The sequence below is a fragment of the Novosphingobium hassiacum genome (genome assembly GCF_014196055.1).
In the GTDB taxonomy this organism is placed as follows: Bacteria; Pseudomonadota; Alphaproteobacteria; order Sphingomonadales; family Sphingomonadaceae; genus Novosphingobium; species Novosphingobium hassiacum.
On record NZ_JACICY010000001.1, the window covers coordinates 452,562 to 469,027 of the forward strand.

Genomic DNA, 16,466 nt, shown 5'->3' on the forward strand with positions numbered 1-16,466 from the left:
CGTGGCTGTTCCGACGCGTGAACGCAAGCATAGCGTTAAGTCGGGGTGATTGATTAGTCACCCGTTAACCATTGGCATAAGGCTCACCCTAACCTTGGCGGCAGATACTTGCCGACATGAGGGACAAACTTTGCCTTGCGGCGCTCGCGTGCTGCCTGACCATGCCCGGAAGTGGAGCCCAAGGCGCGGAGTTGCGCGATTCCGGGCGTTATCGGGCGACTCCCGACGCGGGCGGCGAAACTTTGCCGTACCTGCAATGCGTGCCTTATGCGCGTGAAGTCAGTGGCATACGCATTTATGGCGATGCGTTAACCTGGTGGGGGCAGGCCGAGGGGCGCTATGCCCGGGGCCATCGCCCGAAAATCGGCGCGGTAATGAGCTTTCGCCCCTATGGCCGGATGGAACTGGGCCACGTCGCTGCCGTCAGCCGGATCATCGATTCGCGCACGGTGCTGCTGCGCCACTCCAACTGGTCGCCGATAGACGGTCGGCGCGGGCAGATCGAGAACGACGTGCGCGCGGTTGACGTCTCTGCCGGCAATGACTGGAGCGAAGTGCGGGTGTGGTATGCCCCTATCGGCAACCTTGGCACGACCGCGTGGCCGGTCAACGGGTTCATCTATCCCGACAAGCCGGGCAAGTCCGAGCGGCTGACCGTATTGGCATCTGCCGACGTCGTTCAGAAGGCCAAGGCGTCGGACATGCCGGTCTCTCGCATCGGCGCAGACTTCCTGCGCGGCGTGCGGAGCGAAGTGGCCGTCAAATCCGCACCGGCACGGCGGCAGCTTGCCTATAGCGCACCGCGCCCCGAACAGCCGCGCCCATCCCACCTCACGCCCGCGCTACGCAACGATCCGATCGGCCGGATCATCGCGAGCCGGATGCGCTGATCCAAATCCATTGAGGTTGCTCCCCCGCGAAGGCGGGGGCCTCGTGCCTTGAGGTGGGCGCTACCCGGCCTGAGGCCCCCGCCTTCGCGGGGGCGCGTGAGTTTACATGATCACAGCGTCTTGATGATCGCCGAGAAATCGAGCCCCGCGTTGCCCGTGTCGGCGAAAGCGGCATAAAGCTCCTCCGCCCGCGCGCCCATCGGCACGCTCGCGCCGACGTCCGCCGCAGCGCCCATCGCCAGCTTCAGGTCCTTGAGCATCAGTGCGGTGGCAAAGCCGCCCTGGTAGCCGTTGTCGGCAGGCGTTTGCAGGCCGACGCCGGGGACCGGGCAATACGAGGTCATCGACCAGCACTGGCCCGAGGCCTTCGACGAGATGTCATAGAACGTCTGGAGGTCGAGCCCCAGCTTCTCTGCCATCGCAAACGTTTCGCAAGTCGCGACCATCGATGCGCCGAGCAGCATGTTGTTGCAGATCTTCGCCGCCTGCCCCGCTCCGCTGGCGCCGGCATGGATCACCGCTTTGCCCATCGCAGAAAGGATCGGCTCTGCGCGAGCGAAAGCCTCGGGCGTGCCACCGACCATGAAGGTCAGCGTGCCGCCGTTGGCCGCCGCGATCCCGCCCGAAACCGGCGCATCCACCATGGCATAGCCCGCAGCCTCGGCCTCGGACGCGACTGCGCGCGCGGTCGCGACGTCGATGGTCGAGCAGTCGAGCAGCAGTGCGGATGTCGGTGCGTGGCCGATCAGGTCGGCGGCATAGACCGATTTGACGATCGCCCCGTTTGGCAGCATCGACACGACCGCGTCAGCCCCCTGCACCGTCTCGCGCACCGAGGTGTAGGTGGTGCAGCCGTTTTCCTGCGCGCGGGTCAGCGCCGCTTCGGCAACGTCGAAGGCATGGACGTCATGCCCCGCCTTGACCAGATTTGCGGCCATGCCCCCGCCCATGTTGCCGAGGCCGATAAATGCGATTTTCATGGTTGTTCTCCTTGCCCTCTGCCCTTGAAGGGAGAGGATACGAAGGCTTGGCAGCTTGCTGCATAGCCGAAGTTGGAGAGGGGTTTGTGCGTTGTGCCCCCACTCCCAACCCTCTCCCCTGAAGGGAAGAGGGCTTAAGGGGGACTTACTTACCCTTCCACACGCCGGGGCGCTTTTCGACGAAAGCCTTCATGCCTTCGGCCTTGTCCTCGGTCGCGGTGAGGATCTGGAACGCACGACGTTCAAACAGCAGGCCCTGGTCGAGCGTGGTCTCGAACGCAGCGTTGACCATTTCCTTGTTCACCTTGGCGGCCATCGGCGGCATCGCGGCAATCGCCTCGGCGGTCTTGAGCGCATCGGCGAGCAGGTCTGCCAGCGGCACGACGCGGCTGACGAGGCCCGAACGTTCGGCTTCGGCAGCGTCCATCATCCGGCCGGTCAGGCACATGTCCATTGCCTTGGACTTGCCCACAGCGCGCGTCAGCCGCTGCGATCCGCCCATGCCGGGCGCCACGCCGAGCTTGATCTCGGGCTGACCGAACTTGGCGTTGTCAGAGGCAATGATGAAATCCGCCATCATCGCCAGCTCGCACCCGCCGCCCAGCGCAAAGCCGTTGACCGCCGCGATCCACGGCTTGCGCGTGGTCTTGACCAGATGGCTGGTCCATTGCGAGAAGAAATCTTCGTTGAAGAAGTCCGACGCGGGCTTGTCGGCCATTTCCTTGATGTCGGCCCCCGCTGCGAAGGCCTTCTCGCCTGCGCCCGTCAGCACCGCGCACCCTTGCGATGCGTCTGCTTCGAAGGCGGCGAAGGCCTTGATCAGATCAGCCAGCACTTGCGAATTCAACGCGTTCAACGCCTGCGGGCGGTTAAGCGTGATCAGGGTGACGGCACCCTTTTGTTCAACGAGGATGGATTCGTAACTCATAGCGGTTTCCATTCGTCAGCTGCGCCCAGCGGCGCGAAGATTTCGTCGAGCATGTCGTCGGTCACGCCTTCGGGCGTCGCGGGTGACCACTTGGGGGCGTGATCCTTGTCGACGATCACCGCGCGCACGCCCTCGGCAAAGTCCGGGCGGAGCAGCACGCGGGAGCCGACGCGATATTCCATCGCCATGTTGGCGGCGAAATCGGGCAGCGTCAGGCTCGTCGCAAGCTGGCGCAGCGCGACCTTGCAGGTCTGCGGGCTCTTGGTCGCCAGCGTCTTGAGCGTGGCTTGCGCAAACTCCCCGCCATCAGCTTCGAGCGCGGCAAGGATGTCCTCGTAGCGATCCGAGGCGAACAGCCGCTCGATATCCTCGGCATGGGCGGCAATGCCTGGCTCTGGCGGAACCGCGGACAGTTCGCGCAAAATCGTGGGAATCGCCGCCGTATCGGCAGCAATGCGCGCCTTGGCCTCGCCCAGATTTTCGACCGGCAGGTAATGCGTCGCCAACCCCGCCCAGACACATTCCGCGCCATCGAGCCTTGCACCGGTCAGGGCAAGATACTGCCCCAGCCGGCCCTTGAGCCGCGACAGATACCAACCGCCGCCTACGTCAGGAAACAGACCGATACCAGTTTCGGGCATAGCCAGCTTGGTATTGGCAGTCGCCACGCGGAACGTCGCCGGACCGGAAATGCCGACGCCGCCGCCCATGGTGATGCCGTCCATGAACGCCACGACCGGCTTGCCGTACGTCATCAGCAGGTGGTTCAGCTGATATTCGTCGTAAAAGAACTTCGCGCCCGAAACGCCGCCATCGTTCAGCGCCGAGTTACGCAGGAACGCGATGTCGCCGCCCGCGCAGAACCCGCGCGACAGCTTGGGATCGCCATCGGGCGCGGCGGCATGGTCGATCATCACCGCACCCACTGCGGGATCGTTGCGCCACTCGAGCAGCGCCGCGATCATCGCATGCACCATCTCCAGCGTCAGCGCGTGGATCGCCTTGGGGCGGTTGAGCGACAGCGTTCCGGCGGCTCCGGTGCGGGCTACGATCACATCATCGGTCACTTCAGCAAATCCCGTCCCACGATCATCCGCATCACTTCGTTGGTGCCTTCCAGAATGCGATGCACCCGCAAATCGCGCCAGAAGCGTTCGATCGGGTAATCGCGCAAATAGCCGTAGCCGCCGAACATCTGCAGCGCACGGTCGACGATCGACGAGCCGTTGTCGGTCGCCAGCTTCTTGGCCATCGCCGAAAACCGCGTCTTGTCGGGCGCGTTCTGCGTAACCTTCGCAGCGGCGAGATAGAGCAGTGCGCGCGACGCCTCCAAATCGGTCGCCATGTCGGCCAACTGGAACTGAGTGTTCTGGAATTCGGCGATCGCCTTGCCGAACTGGCTGCGGTCCTTGACGTAGGCCACGGCCTCGTCGAGGCAACGCTGCGCACCGCCCAGCGAACACGCGCCGATGTTCAGGCGCCCGCCATCGAGCCCTGCCATCGCGAACTTGAAGCCGTCGCCCTCGGCGCCCACGCGGTTGGCGACGGGGACGCGGACGTTGTCGAAAATCACCTGCGCGGTAGGCGATGCATTCCAGCCCAGCTTACGCTCTGGCGCGCCAAAGCTGACGCCCTCCATCGTCTTTTCGATGACCAGGCAGGAAATGCCTTTGGGACCGTCGCCGCCGGTACGGACCATCGTGACATAGACATCATTGACGCCACCGCCCGAGATGAATTGCTTGGTTCCGTTGACGATATAATGATCGCCCTCCAGCCGCGCCGTCGTCTTGAGCGCGGCGGCGTCCGATCCCGAACCCGGCTCTGTCAGGCAGTATCCGGCCATCTGCTCCATCGACACCAGCTGCGGCAGATAACGCCCTTTGAGCTCGTCCCCGCCGAACTTGTCGATCATCCACGATGCCATGTTGTGGATCGAAATGAACGCGCTCGTCGCAGGACAGCCATAGGCCATCGCCTCCATGATCAGCGCCGCTTCAAGCCGACCAAGTCCGATCCCGCCCGATTCCTCGCTGACATAGATCGCAGCAAAGCCCAGTTCTGCCGCCGCCTTGATCGTCTCGCGCGGGAACGCGTGGTCTTCGTCCCATTGCGCCGCGAACGGCGTGATCGCATCGGCGGTGAAGCGCCGCGCCATGTCCTGGATGGCGATCTGATCTTCGGTCAGCGCGAACTGGTCGGTCATACTTGTCGTCCCGTCACGCGGGATTAACCGCGCCCTTAAAGTTGTCCGGTGGCGGATATGCTCCGCCACCTTTGCTGTCCAGTCCTACCCGCAGGAAATGCGGACGATGGTGTAGGCGTCGTCATAGCCGACGGTCAGCCGGTCGGCGCGATAATCCATGGTAACGGCACTGCGCGGCGGCACCCAGCGCAGATGCTTCGCGCCGGTGCGTCGCAGCAGTTCCACGCCGAGTTCCGCTGTCGCTTTCTGCCCGACGAGGTCCTGCGCAGGCGGAGCCTTGCATTCGCCTTCGGGCATCGCGGGAAGCTCCTCAGGCGGCACGCCCTGCGCGGCGCAGCTCGCAAGCAACGCCGACGCCGCGATGGCGAGCGCGGTCCGGATCATCCCTTGGCTCCGCAGCGCGCGTAACGGCGCGGGCCCTGCGGCGCGTCGGCACCGTACTCGGTGAGGATCAAGGTCGTTCCGCCATCGACAAGCTCGAACTTCGCCTCGCGCTGCCAGGCCATGCCTTCACCCTCGTAATCGAACTTTGCGCGCAAGGCATTGGTGGTGCTGTCGCTGACGGCTCCGATCTCGGCAATCGATTCAAAGAACTTCACCGATTTGGCGCTGACCGTCATCGCGCCCTTGTCATCCCCGCGCGAGGGGTCGCAATCGAGCGTGTTCATGCCCCACTTGCCGCGCATTCCGGCCGGGAACGTGGCAACGGCCGCAACCGGTGCGGCTTCGCTCGCTCCAGGCGCGACCGGCGGGGCCAGAGCCTCGGATTCGCTGACCATCGGCGCAAGGCTGGGCGTCGCGGCCGCAGATGGATCGGGCGCAGGGTCCGAACAGGCGGCGAGTGCGAGTGGGGCAAGCAGGAGCGGCAGGCAGAAACGAGTCATCGGGAATTCTCCGGTGCTGTTGGCAGATGAACTGCCAACGCGCGCCGAAGCAATCGTTTCCAACGCGCTACCCCCTGCCTGCATCCCCTCGGCCCTATCACCCCATCGTCGGGATGACGAACGCGTTGGCCAGATCGCCGACACCGCCGTCCGGCCAGCGCTGCGTCACGGTCTTGACCTTGGTCCAGAACTTCACGCCTTCCATGCCGTGCTGGTTGGTATCGCCGAACGCCGAACGCTTCCAGCCGCCGAAGCTGTGGTAAGCCACCGGCACCGGGATCGGCACGTTGATGCCGACCATGCCGACGTTGACGCGCGCAGCAAATTCGCGCGCGGCATGGCCGTTGCGGGTGAAGATCGCCACGCCGTTGCCGTACTGGTGCTTGCTCGGAAGCTCGAGCGCCTCTTCGAAATTCTCGGCGCGGACAATCTGCAAGACCGGGCCGAAGATCTCGTTGTGATAGCTGTCCATGTCGACGGTCACGTGGTCGATCAACGTCGGGCCGACGAAGAAGCCGTTCTCATGGCCTTGCAGCGTGAAGCCACGACCATCGACCACCATCTCGCCGCCTTCGTCGACGCACTTGGCGATCCAGGCTTCGACCTTCTCCTTGTGCGCCTGCGTCACCACCGGACCATAATGCGCCTCGGCATCGGTCGAGATGCCGACCTTAAGCGCGTGGATCGCCGGGATCAGCTTTGCGCGCAGACGCTCTGCGGTGTCGGCACCGACCGGTACCACCACCGGCAGCGCCATGCAGCGCTCGCCTGCCGAACCGAAGGCCGCGCCGCACAGGTCGTTGACCACCTGATCCAGATCGGCGTCGGGCATGACGATGCCGTGGTTCTTGGCCCCGCCCATTGCCTGCACGCGCTTGCCCGCAGCAACGCCGCGATTGTAGACGTAGTGCGCGATATCGGACGAGCCGACGAAGCTGACCGCGCCAATGGCGGGGTGATCGAGGATCGCGTCGACCATTTCCTTGTCGCCGTGAACGACCTGGCAGATGCCCTCGGGCAGGCCTGCCTCGATGAACAGTTCGGCCAGACGCACCGGCACCGACGGGTCACGCTCCGAAGGCTTGATGATGAAGGCGTTGCCCGTGGCGATCGCGATCGCGCTCATCCACAGCGGGATCATGCCGGGGAAGTTGAAGGGCGTGATGCCCGCGCCGATGCCGATCGGCTGGCGCATCGAATAGACGTCGATGCCCGGACCTGCGCCCTGCGTGTATTCGCCCTTCAGCACGTGCGGCAGGCCGCAGGCGAACTCGACGACTTCAAGCCCGCGCTGGATATCGCCCTTGGAATCGGCAATTACCTTGCCGTGCTCGGACGAGAGCATGTGCGCGAGCGCATCCATGTTCGCCTCGACCAGTTCCTTGAAGCGGAACATCACGCGGGCGCGGCGCTGCGGGTTGGTCATCGCCCATGCGGGTTGGGCCTTCAACGCCGCCTGCACCGCACGCTCAAGCGTTTCGGCGGTGCCGAGCGCGACTTGCGCCTGAACGCCGCCGTTGTTGGGATCGAAGATGTCACCCAACCGGGTGGGCGCGCCACCGGGGCCGCCGACGATGAAATGGTCTACAAGGCGCATCGCACAATCCTCTTGAAAGTCGCTTGGCGGCCTGATGCGCCCATGATTGATTGCAGGCAACAAGCGAATATGCGATGTCCGCCTGCAATTATGCAGGCTGCGGACTGGAACGACTTTCAGGCATTCCTTGCCGTCGCACGCGCGGGGCAGTTGGCGCGCGCTGCCGCAGCGATGGGCGTGGACGCAACGACCGTGGGCCGCCGCCTGCGCCGCCTCGAAACGCGCATCGGCGCCACACTGCTCGAACAGACGCGCGAGGGTCAGGTGTTGACCGAGGCGGGCGAGGCACTGCTGGCCGAAGTCGAGGCGATGGAACAGGCCGCCAGCCGCATCGCCGAAAGCGCGGTCAGTGGCGGCGGGCCTGCCGGGTTGCTGCGCGTGAGCCTGCTCGAAGGCCTCGCCAGTTGGATCGTTGCACCGGCCCTTCGCGGGTTCGTCGAGGCAAACCCGCGGCTGGTGATCGATCTGGTCGCCGCATCGGGCTTTCTCAGCCCATCCAAGCGCGAGGCGGACCTTGCCGTAACGCTGTCGCGCCCGCGCGCCGGGCCGGTGATCGCGGGGAAGCTGTCGGACTATACGCTGCGGATGTACGCGACACGCGGCTACCTGTCGCAGCACGGCTGGCCCGATAAGCCGGCGGACCTCGCCCATGGTCACAAACTGGTCGGCTATATCCCCGACCTGCTCTACGCACCCGAACTGCGCTATCTGGCCGAGATCGAGCCAGGCCTTGTCGCGACGGTACGCTCGTCGTCGATCAACGCGCAACACCGCCTGATCGCGGGCGGCGCCGGCATCGGCGTGCTGCCGTGCTTCATCGGCGATGCGGACAAATGGCTGGTTCCGGTCCTGCCCGACCGCCGCATCACCCGCTCCTTCTGGCTGGTGACGCACAAGGACACGCACAACCTGGCGCGAGTGCGCGCGTTCAAGGACTGGCTGACGGAACTAGTGGCAAAGGAACGCGGGCGCTTGCTGCCGAAGTAATTGAATAAACAGCTACCGCTCCCCCGCGAAGGTGGGGGCCTCAGGCCGAATAAAACTGCGCCCAAAGGCACGAGGCCCCCGCCTTCGCGGGGGAGCAACGAAAGCTGAAAGTCGCTAGGCGGCGGAAAGTCGCCAGGCCATCAAGCCTTTGCCACCGGCGCATCCTCGCCCAGATCTTCGTACCACGCCTCGACCGGCCCGCTCAGCTTGATCGTCAGCGGATTGCCCTTGCGGTCCATGCTCTTGCCAGCCTGCACGCGCACCCAGCCCTCGGAGATCGAATATTCCTCGACGTTGTGGCGCACGACGTCCTTGAAGCGGATGCCGATGCCCCGGCGCAGCTTGTCGGCATCGAAGTGCGGACTGCGCGGATTGATCGCAAGCCGGTCAGGCGGCACGTCGGGTCCTGCGCTGGTTGCGGCAGCAACAGCTTCGGGCAAGGGTTCGGGCGAGGTGGTTTCGTCGGTCATGGATCGCGCAAATATCTTGATCGCCCCACTTGTCAATCAAACCCCGCCGTCGTAATGGCGCGCCCCTGTCCTGCCTGCCCCTCGGGCACCGGCCAAGCGACGGGCGCGTAGCTCAGTGGTAGAGCACACCCTTCACACGGGTGGGGTCGCAGGTTCAATCCCTGCCGCGCCCACCATTTTCTGCATGACTGGCGAAATGGCGCTGCTGCCGCGAATTGCGCGCAATCAATGACGCACCCTTTCAACCTGCCATCGTCTCCCGATCTTCAGGGGAGAACTTTCATGTTCACGACCAATGTCGGCAGTGTCGACCGCGCGTTTCGCATCGTTCTGGGCCTTGTGCTCATTGCGCTGGTGTTCGTCGGGCCGCAGACGCCGTTGGGTTGGCTCGGGCTGGTGCCCTTGCTGACGGGCTTCATGCGCACCTGCCCGCTCTATTCTCTGTTCGGGCTAAGTACCTGCTCGACCAAGTAGCTGCACCCGTCTTGCCTAGCGCGGGTCCACACGGCATAGCGCGGCGATGCATGACATCCGCCTGATCCGTGAAGACGCCGCCGCATTCGATGCCGCTCTTGCCCGCCGTGGCGTGGAGCCGGTATCGAGCGCGATCCTCGCCCTCGATACCCAGCGGCGCGAGGTCGCGACGCGGATGCAGGACGTGCAGGCGCGTCGCAATGAAGCGTCGAAGGCCATCGGCGCGGCCATGGGCAAGGGCGACAAGGATACGGCCGAGGCGCTCAAGGCCGAAGTTGCCGCGCTCAAGACCGAGCTGCCCCAGCTTGAAGAGGACGAGCGCCGCCTGACCGCCGAGCAGGACGCCGCGCTCGCCGCCTGGCCCAATCTGCCCGCTGCCGACGTCCCCGAAGGCGCGGACGAGGCGGACAACGTTGAGGTCAGCCGCTGGGGAAGCCCGCGTGCGTTCAGCTTCACCCCGCGCGAACACGCCGACATCGGCCCCGACCTCGGACTCGACTTCGAGACCGGCACACTGATTGCGGGTGCGCGGTTCACGTTCCTCAAAGGCGGGATGGCGCGGCTGCACCGCGCGCTCGCACAGTTCATGCTCGATCGCCAGACGGGCGAAAATGGCTACCTCGAATGCCTGCCGCCGTTGCTGGTCAAGGACGAGGCGGTGTTCGGCACGGGGCAATTGCCCAAGTTTGCCGAAGACCTGTTCAGGACCACCGACGGCCGCTGGCTGATCCCCACTGCCGAAGTCAGCCTGACCAACGCGGTGCAGGGCCAGATCCTTGCCGACAGCGCCCTTCCCATGCGCATGACCGCGCTGACACCGTGCTTCCGCTCCGAGGCGGGATCGGCGGGGCGCGATACGCGCGGGTTCATCCGCCAGCACCAGTTCGAGAAGGTCGAGCTGGTCTCGATCGTGCGGCCTGAGGATTCCGAAGCCGAGCACGAGCGTATGACCGCCTGTGCCGAGGGCGTGCTGCAGGCGTTGGGCCTGCCCTATCGCAAGGTGCTGCTGTGCACCGGCGACATGGGCTTCACTGCGCGCAAGACCTACGATCTCGAAGTCTGGCTGCCGGGTCAGGGTGCCTATCGCGAGATTTCATCGTGCTCCAACTGCGGCGATTTTCAGGCGCGACGGATGAATGCGCGCTATCGCCCGGAAGGCCAGAAGGGCACCGAGTTCGTTCATACTCTTAATGGTTCGGGCCTTGCGGTCGGACGCACTCTGGTGGCAGTTCTGGAAAACTACCAGCGCGAGGATGGATCGGTGGACGTGCCTGAGGTCTTGCATTCCTACATGGGCGGGCTGGCTCGTCTGATCCAGCAGGTCTGATGCAGCGCCTTGCCGCCGCACTGATCCTGCTGGCGGCAGCGCCCGTCGCAGCGCAGCAGGGCACGCGCGCGCCGATCGTGGCGTGGGAGTATACCGTCCAGCCGGGTGATACGTTCGCGCAGATCGCGCAGCGCTGGGGCGTGGACATGACGTCGCTGGGCGCAGCGAACGGCATCCCGAGCCCTTACGTGATCCGCATCGGACAAGTGCTGCGCCGACCTGCGTCGGGGAGCGTCCCGCTCGCTCGTCCCACAACTGCTCCCACGCCCAGGACGTCACCCGCGCCCACCCCGAAGCCGTCGGCCTCACCGCCCGCAAAGGCGCTCCCCCGCCCGGCGCCCCCGCCTCGCCCCGCCCCCTCCCCCCGTCCACCCATCGGCCTTCGTGAATCGGACGCTCCACGCATGGCCTGGCCGACCGAAGGCGCTGTGATCGTGCGTTTCGGCGAGAAGGTCTCCGGCATTCCGTCCAACGGCATCGACCTTGCCGCGCTCTACGGCACCAAGGTGCGCGCTGCGGCCGCGGGAACGGTGCTCTACGCCGGGCGCGAGCCAGAGCGGTTTGGGCAGTTGATCCTGATCGATCATGGCCGCGGCTTCGTCACCGCCTATGCCTATCTCGGCACGATGACGGTCAAGGAAGGCGATAAAGTGACCGCAGGCGAACGCATTGCGCTGGTCGGGAAAAGTGGCGAGGCGCTGCGGCCCTCGGTGCATTTCGAACTGCGCCGCAACAACGTGCCGCGCGATCCGGAACTCTATCTGCCGAACCGGTTCTGATGCAGCTCGATCTCCACGGACTGCGGCGGGCCGGACGCAACCCGGTCAACGTGCTGCGCCGCGCGCTCAAGGTGCCGGTGTGGGCCGACCTCGGGCTGCGGCTGGGCGCGGCTTTTGCGTTGATCGCGTTCGTGGTGCTGGTGCACTGGATGGACCGCGAGGGGCTGAAGGACAGCCACGACGGGGTGATCAGCTTCCTCGACGTCGTCTATTTCACGATGATCTCGATCACGACGACCGGGTTTGGCGACATCGCACCGGTCAGCGACAAATCGCGGCTGATCGAGGCGGTGATCGTCACCCCGATCCGCATCATGGTGCTCTTCATCTTTGTCGGCACCGCCTATAACTTCATCATCAAGCGCAGCTGGGAAAGATTTCGCATGGCGCATATCCAGAGAAACCTGACCGATCACATCGTCGTGCTCGGCTTCGGCATTTCGGGCGGAGAAGCCGTGGCGGAACTGATCGCGCGCGGCACCGATCCAGCGCGGATCGTCGTGATCGATTGCGACGAAACCCGCCTCGCCACCGCCGCCAGCCTTGGCTGCAACGTGATGATGGGCGATGCCACACGCGATGCGATCCTGATGGACGTGCGCATCGCCAACGCCTGCTCGGTGCTGGTTTCCGCCGGACGCGACGACACCTCGATCCTGATCACGCTGACCGCGCGGCACCTTGCCCCCGACGTTCCGATCAGCACGGTGGTCCGCGCCGCCGACAACGAAGTGCTGGCGCGGCAGGCGGGCGCGAGCACGGTGATCAACCCGGTGCGCTTTACCGGGCTGCTTATGGCGGGATCTGCGCACGGTACGCATGTGGCGGACTACCTGACCGACCTCGCCTCGATCGAAGGCAAGGTGCAACTGGTCGAACGCAAGGTGCGCCCTGAGGAAGTGGGTAAGTCGCTGAATGACCTTGCAACCGGTGGCCGGGGCCTGCGCCTTTATCGCGATGGCAAGGCTTACGGGTTTTGGGATGACGCTGCGGGGTTGCTGCAGTCGGGCGATGTTGTTGTGGAGATTGTACCGACTGCTTAGGTGGTGGCTTAGCCAAGCGGCTGGCGCGCAACGCCCATCTGGCGCCGATAACTGCCTGTCCGGATACGACGCCCTTGCGGACCGTAGGTCCAACTGCGAAACGCTCTGTTCATGGATACTTCACACGAAAAAATTGCCGCTGATTGGATCATTTACGCGCGCTCAACTCGCTTATCGTCTGATGATGAACATGAAAGGGGCTGGGTGCTCTACGAATTGGCTCGTTCTAATCCTGAGGTCGCTTGGCAGGTAATTTCGAAGCTCGTGAACAGCTATGCAGAGGCTGATCTGTTTTCTGATGACGAAACAGAGGCAAAGGCAGTCTTGAGTAACTTGGCGGCTGGTCCATTTGAAGAACTGCTCGCCGAACACGGCCCCGTCTTCATCGAACGGCTTGAGGCTGCAGCGCGTCAAGATCGCCGACTTTTCTGGACATTAGGTTGTATCTGGAAAAACTCGATGACGGATGAGATTTGGAGCCGCGTCCACGCAGCGGCGGGTCGTATTTCAAGGTGACTCGCGAGTCCGCTCGCCACTACTTCACGCCATTCTCAACTCAATATCGAGAATCATCGTTCACACGTTCACGGCCCAGACCATGAACGTCTACCCGAGCAAAAAAAACGCCAGCCCCATCGCCAGATATGCGACCAGCCAGAAGCCGCCGTCGATCAGCGCAAGCCGGGTACAGATTCGTTGTTGGGTGTAGCTGATCCATAGCGACGGGATCACGAAAGCGATCGCCAGCCCGCCCGACATCATGAAGTAGAGCCACCACTTCACCGCCAGCGTATCGGCGCCGACGCGGGCGAACATATGGCCCATCATCGTCGAGGTAACGAGCAGAAGCGCAGCTGTGATCCCCAGCGTGCGCGCAGGCGAGCGGCGCATTCCGAGGCCTCCCGGGCCAACCGCCTCAAGCCGCGCGCGGCCGAAAAGCGGCCCGTACCACGCCGCCGAGACGGCGAGCGCCACGATGACGGCGACTACGACGGCAAGCCAATTGACCGGACCCATGACGTTCCTTCTCTAGCGTGCCCCGCAGGCCCCGTTGCTACCCCCGCAGCCTCCAATTGGCAATGACCGCAGATCGTGCCGTCACCGCCTCGTCGCACGCACCGGGCATGGCGCGTGACGAACCGCGAAAATTGGCCTATGGGCGCGCCACCATGGCAACCCAGATTCCCCCTCGCGAAATTCCAGACGCCCCAAAAGTCGGCATGGTCAGCCTCGGCTGCCCCAAGGCCCTCGTTGATTCCGAACGGATTTTGACGCGCCTTCGCGCTGACGGCTATGCCATGAGCGCGGACTATGCCGGTGCCGACGTGGTACTGGTCAACACGTGCGGGTTCCTCGATTCCGCCAAGGAAGAAAGCCTTGCCGCGATTGGCGAGGCGATTGCCGAGAACGGCCGCGTGATCGTGACCGGGTGCATGGGCAACGAGGCTGACGCGATCCGCGCTCGCTTTCCCTCGGTGCTCGCGGTCACCGGCGCGCACCAGTACGAAGCGGTGGTCGAAGCGGTCCACGAAGCCGCCCCGCCGAGCATGGGGCCGTACATCGACCTGATCCCGCAGGCCGATGTCGGCGACGTGAAGCTGACGCCGCGTCACTACAGCTATCTGAAGATTTCAGAGGGCTGCAACCACGCCTGCGCGTTCTGCATCATCCCGAGCCTGCGCGGCAAACTCGTCAGCCGCCGCATCGACGCGGTGCTGCGCGAGGCCGAAAAGCTGGTCGCGGCAGGAACGCGCGAACTGCTGGTGATCAGCCAGGACACTTCGGCTTATGGCGTCGATGTGCGGCACGAAGAGCGCATGTGGAAGGGTGAGCCCGTCCGCACGCACATGACCGACCTTGCACGCGAGCTGGGCAAGCTGCGCACGCCCGATGGTGAGACACCGTGGGTGCGGCTGCACTACGTCTATCCCTACCCCCACGTCGATGCGGTGATCCCGCTGATGGCGCAGGGGTTGGTCACGCCCTATCTCGACATTCCGTTCCAGCACGCCAGCCCCAACGTGCTGCGCAGCATGAAGCGCCCCGCGAATGAGGCCAAGGTACTCGAGCGGATCAAGGCGTGGCGCGCGATTTGCCCGGACATCGCGATCCGATCGAGTTTCGTGGTCGGCTTCCCCGGCGAGACGCAGGCCGATTTCGAATACCTGCTCGAATGGCTGGACGAGGCGCAGCTTGACCGCGTCGGCGCGTTCCGGTTCGAACCGGTAGCGGGCGCTGCGGCAAACGACCTGCCCGATCAGGTGCCCGAAGCGATCAAGGAAGAGCGCTACGCGCGGCTGATGGAAAAAACCGAGGCGATCAGCGCGGCCAAGCTGCAGGCCAAGATCGGCCGCACAATCCGCGTGATCATCGACGAAGTGGGCGAGCCGGACGAGGATGGCGATATCGGCGCGACCGCCCGGTCACCGGCCGATGCGCCCGAAATCGATGGCGCGGTCTACTTGCGCGACGTACCGGCTGATCTGAAGGCCGGGGACTTCGTGCAGGTCACGATCGAAGACGCGGATGCGCACGACCTTTACGGGGCCATCGTCGGCTAGTTTACCTCGTTGCAGGCAGAAGTGAGCAACGAGTTGCGCAGCTTTTCGGCGGCGGGGAGGTCAAGCCCGCGCAAGTCGGCGATGCCTTCGATGGCGTCCTCGCCGTAGCATTGCGCCAGCGCGATGGTCTCGCCCTTGAGCCGCTTGCCAAGGTCCAGCGACCAGAAGGTGCGCACGGTCGGCAGCGCAGGATCGGCGGGGTCTTCATCCACGACCATCGCCAACCGTCGCGAGCGCAGGCGTACGAAGGCGCCGATGGGATAGACGCCGATCGTTTCGACCAGCCGCTCGAGGATTTGCGCGTCGAATTTCTCGGGCTGTTCGCGCAAGATCTTGATCGCTTCTGCCGGATCGACCGGAGGACCGCTTTCGCCCGATGACGCCAGCATATCGTAGGCATCGCAGATCGCGGCCATGCGGCTGAGCTGGTCGATAGCGAGGCCGGACAGCCCCTGCGGATAGCCGCTGCCGTCGAGCCGTTCATGATGGTGCAGGATGACGCGCAGCACGGATTCGGGAATGTCGCCAGCCGCCTTGAGAAAGCTGTAGCCGAGCAGAACATGCTGGTCGCGCAAGTCGGGCCTGAGTTGTGAAAGATCACCACCGACACTGGCAATATCGACGGGAAGCTGCCCGATGCCGATGTCCATCAGCAACCCCGCCATGCCCGCATCGCGAATGTCGATGGCTGCGAACTTCATGTGGCGGGCGAGCGCAATCATCAACGCACTGACGGCGAGCGAATGCTGATAGATCTTCTCGTTCGAGGTCTGGCAGCGGAGCAGCCCGTTGAACGCATAGAGATTGCGTTGGACCGAGGCGTAGATCGCATCGAGCACCGGTTCGACATCGTGGGGCCTGATCGTCTTGCCCAGCCGCACTTCGATGAACGCCTTGCTGACGACGCGCATGGCATCGCCCGCCGCGCGTTTTGCCCGCCCGAATTCGCGCGCGATAGGCAAGGCAGCCGGAGGCCGGGCAAATCCATTGCGCTGGGGAACCGGCTGGACCCGCAGCTGCGGCGTCGGCAAGGCCCGTGCTTTTGCCACAGGGCTTGCGACCGTGACCGCGCCGACGTCGATGCCGCGTGAAACATCGATGATCACACCGCGGACATCGCTGTCGCGCAGGATCGCGAGCGTTTCCTGATCGTCGAGCACGAACTTGCTCTTCCAGAAAGGATGGCTGAACCAGCTGCCCTCCAACTTGTGGATGAACATGCCGAGTTCGATTTCATCAGTAGAAACGCGCTTGAGCATGGCCTGCCTCGATGGTGCAGGCGTAATCTTAGGTTAGTACGGTGTCGCTTATGCGCCCGATTATATAAGGAAGAATACGGA

Annotated in this window: 18 protein-coding genes and 1 tRNA gene; 9 read left to right on the forward strand and 10 right to left on the reverse strand. The window is 64.4% G+C overall.

What is annotated here, in order from left to right; translation table 11 throughout:
* The first annotated feature begins 116 nt into the window (after nt 1–116).
* Complete coding sequence (locus GGQ88_RS02415; protein ID WP_246385405.1) at nt 117–890, forward strand: CHAP domain-containing protein; 774 nt, start codon at nt 117–119, stop codon at nt 888–890.
* Between the two features lie 110 nt (nt 891–1,000).
* Here GGQ88_RS02415 and mmsB read toward each other — a convergent pair whose 3' ends face one another.
* From mmsB to GGQ88_RS02450, 7 genes are all read right to left on the reverse strand, one after another.
* A complete protein-coding gene (gene mmsB, locus GGQ88_RS02420; RefSeq protein WP_183611418.1) occupies nt 1,001–1,870 on the reverse strand; it encodes a 3-hydroxyisobutyrate dehydrogenase in 870 nt (289 codons plus the stop codon).
* A 145-nt stretch (nt 1,871–2,015) separates the two neighbouring features.
* Nucleotides 2,016–2,798 carry an enoyl-CoA hydratase-related protein gene (locus tag GGQ88_RS02425; protein ID WP_183611419.1) on the reverse strand — a complete coding sequence of 261 codons (783 nt, stop codon included), beginning with the start codon at nt 2,796–2,798 and terminating at the stop codon, nt 2,016–2,018.
* Nucleotides 2,795–3,865 (reverse strand): 3-hydroxyisobutyryl-CoA hydrolase, encoded by a 1,071-nt coding sequence (locus GGQ88_RS02430; protein ID WP_183611420.1) that lies wholly within the window; start codon nt 3,863–3,865, stop codon nt 2,795–2,797. Before GGQ88_RS02430 ends, GGQ88_RS02425 begins: the two co-directional genes overlap by 4 nt.
* Nucleotides 3,862–5,004, reverse strand: coding sequence for an acyl-CoA dehydrogenase family protein (locus GGQ88_RS02435; protein WP_183611423.1), 1,143 nt, complete (start codon nt 5,002–5,004; stop codon nt 3,862–3,864). Before GGQ88_RS02435 ends, GGQ88_RS02430 begins: the two co-directional genes overlap by 4 nt.
* An 84-nt stretch (nt 5,005–5,088) precedes the next feature.
* Nucleotides 5,089–5,388: an I78 family peptidase inhibitor gene (locus GGQ88_RS02440; protein ID WP_183611425.1), complete on the reverse strand. Its 300-nt coding sequence runs from the start codon at nt 5,386–5,388 to the stop codon at nt 5,089–5,091.
* Nucleotides 5,385–5,888 carry an RAD23 family protein gene (locus tag GGQ88_RS02445; protein ID WP_183611427.1) on the reverse strand — a complete coding sequence of 168 codons (504 nt, stop codon included), beginning with the start codon at nt 5,886–5,888 and terminating at the stop codon, nt 5,385–5,387. The genes GGQ88_RS02440 and GGQ88_RS02445 overlap by 4 nt, the downstream gene beginning before the upstream one ends.
* A gap of 97 nt (nt 5,889–5,985) precedes the next feature.
* The gene (locus GGQ88_RS02450) at nt 5,986–7,485 is read right to left on the reverse strand and encodes a CoA-acylating methylmalonate-semialdehyde dehydrogenase (protein ID WP_183611430.1); all 1,500 of its coding nucleotides are present in this window, start codon (nt 7,483–7,485) and stop codon (nt 5,986–5,988) included.
* Nucleotides 7,486–7,575: 90 nt separating this feature from the next.
* On the opposite strand from GGQ88_RS02450, the gene GGQ88_RS02455 reads away from it, so the two are divergent.
* Entirely contained in the window at nt 7,576–8,472 is an 897-nt protein-coding gene (locus tag GGQ88_RS02455; protein WP_183611431.1) for a LysR family transcriptional regulator, read from the forward strand.
* Between the two features lie 140 nt (nt 8,473–8,612).
* Here the strand turns inward: GGQ88_RS02455 and GGQ88_RS02460 are convergent, their stop codons facing one another.
* Nucleotides 8,613–8,942: a DUF3297 family protein gene (locus tag GGQ88_RS02460; protein WP_183611433.1), complete on the reverse strand. Its 330-nt coding sequence runs from the start codon at nt 8,940–8,942 to the stop codon at nt 8,613–8,615.
* Between the two features lie 101 nt (nt 8,943–9,043).
* Between GGQ88_RS02460 and GGQ88_RS02465 the strand changes: the two genes are divergently transcribed.
* The 6 genes from GGQ88_RS02465 (at nt 9,044) to GGQ88_RS02490 (ending at nt 13,081) form a co-directional block, all read left to right on the forward strand.
* A tRNA-Val gene (locus GGQ88_RS02465) sits at nt 9,044–9,118 on the forward strand.
* 106 nt (nt 9,119–9,224) lie between these two features.
* Nucleotides 9,225–9,416, forward strand: coding sequence for a YgaP family membrane protein (locus GGQ88_RS02470; protein ID WP_183611434.1), 192 nt, complete (start codon nt 9,225–9,227; stop codon nt 9,414–9,416).
* 46 nt (nt 9,417–9,462) lie between these two features.
* Complete coding sequence (gene serS, locus GGQ88_RS02475) at nt 9,463–10,743, forward strand: serine--tRNA ligase (protein WP_183611436.1); 1,281 nt, start codon at nt 9,463–9,465, stop codon at nt 10,741–10,743.
* Nucleotides 10,743–11,522: a M23 family metallopeptidase gene (locus tag GGQ88_RS02480; protein ID WP_183611438.1), complete on the forward strand. Its 780-nt coding sequence runs from the start codon at nt 10,743–10,745 to the stop codon at nt 11,520–11,522. Before serS ends, GGQ88_RS02480 begins: the two co-directional genes overlap by 1 nt.
* Nucleotides 11,522–12,565 (forward strand): potassium channel family protein, encoded by a 1,044-nt coding sequence (locus GGQ88_RS02485; protein ID WP_183611440.1) that lies wholly within the window; start codon nt 11,522–11,524, stop codon nt 12,563–12,565. Before GGQ88_RS02480 ends, GGQ88_RS02485 begins: the two co-directional genes overlap by 1 nt.
* Nucleotides 12,566–12,676: 111 nt before the next feature.
* Nucleotides 12,677–13,081, forward strand: a complete 405-nt coding sequence (locus GGQ88_RS02490) for a DUF6869 domain-containing protein (RefSeq protein ID WP_183611442.1) — start codon at nt 12,677–12,679, stop codon at nt 13,079–13,081.
* Between the two features lie 90 nt (nt 13,082–13,171).
* Here GGQ88_RS02490 and GGQ88_RS02495 read toward each other — a convergent pair whose 3' ends face one another.
* Nucleotides 13,172–13,582, reverse strand: a complete 411-nt coding sequence (locus GGQ88_RS02495) for a DUF1761 domain-containing protein (RefSeq protein WP_183611444.1) — start codon at nt 13,580–13,582, stop codon at nt 13,172–13,174.
* A gap of 152 nt (nt 13,583–13,734) precedes the next feature.
* On the opposite strand from GGQ88_RS02495, the gene rimO reads away from it, so the two are divergent.
* Nucleotides 13,735–15,126 (forward strand): 30S ribosomal protein S12 methylthiotransferase RimO, encoded by a 1,392-nt coding sequence (rimO, locus tag GGQ88_RS02500; protein WP_183611928.1) that lies wholly within the window; start codon nt 13,735–13,737, stop codon nt 15,124–15,126.
* Here rimO and GGQ88_RS02505 read toward each other — a convergent pair.
* Complete coding sequence (locus GGQ88_RS02505) at nt 15,123–16,385, reverse strand: HD-GYP domain-containing protein (protein WP_183611446.1); 1,263 nt, start codon at nt 16,383–16,385, stop codon at nt 15,123–15,125. The genes rimO and GGQ88_RS02505 overlap by 4 nt on opposite strands.
* Between the last annotated feature and the right edge of the window lie 81 nt (nt 16,386–16,466).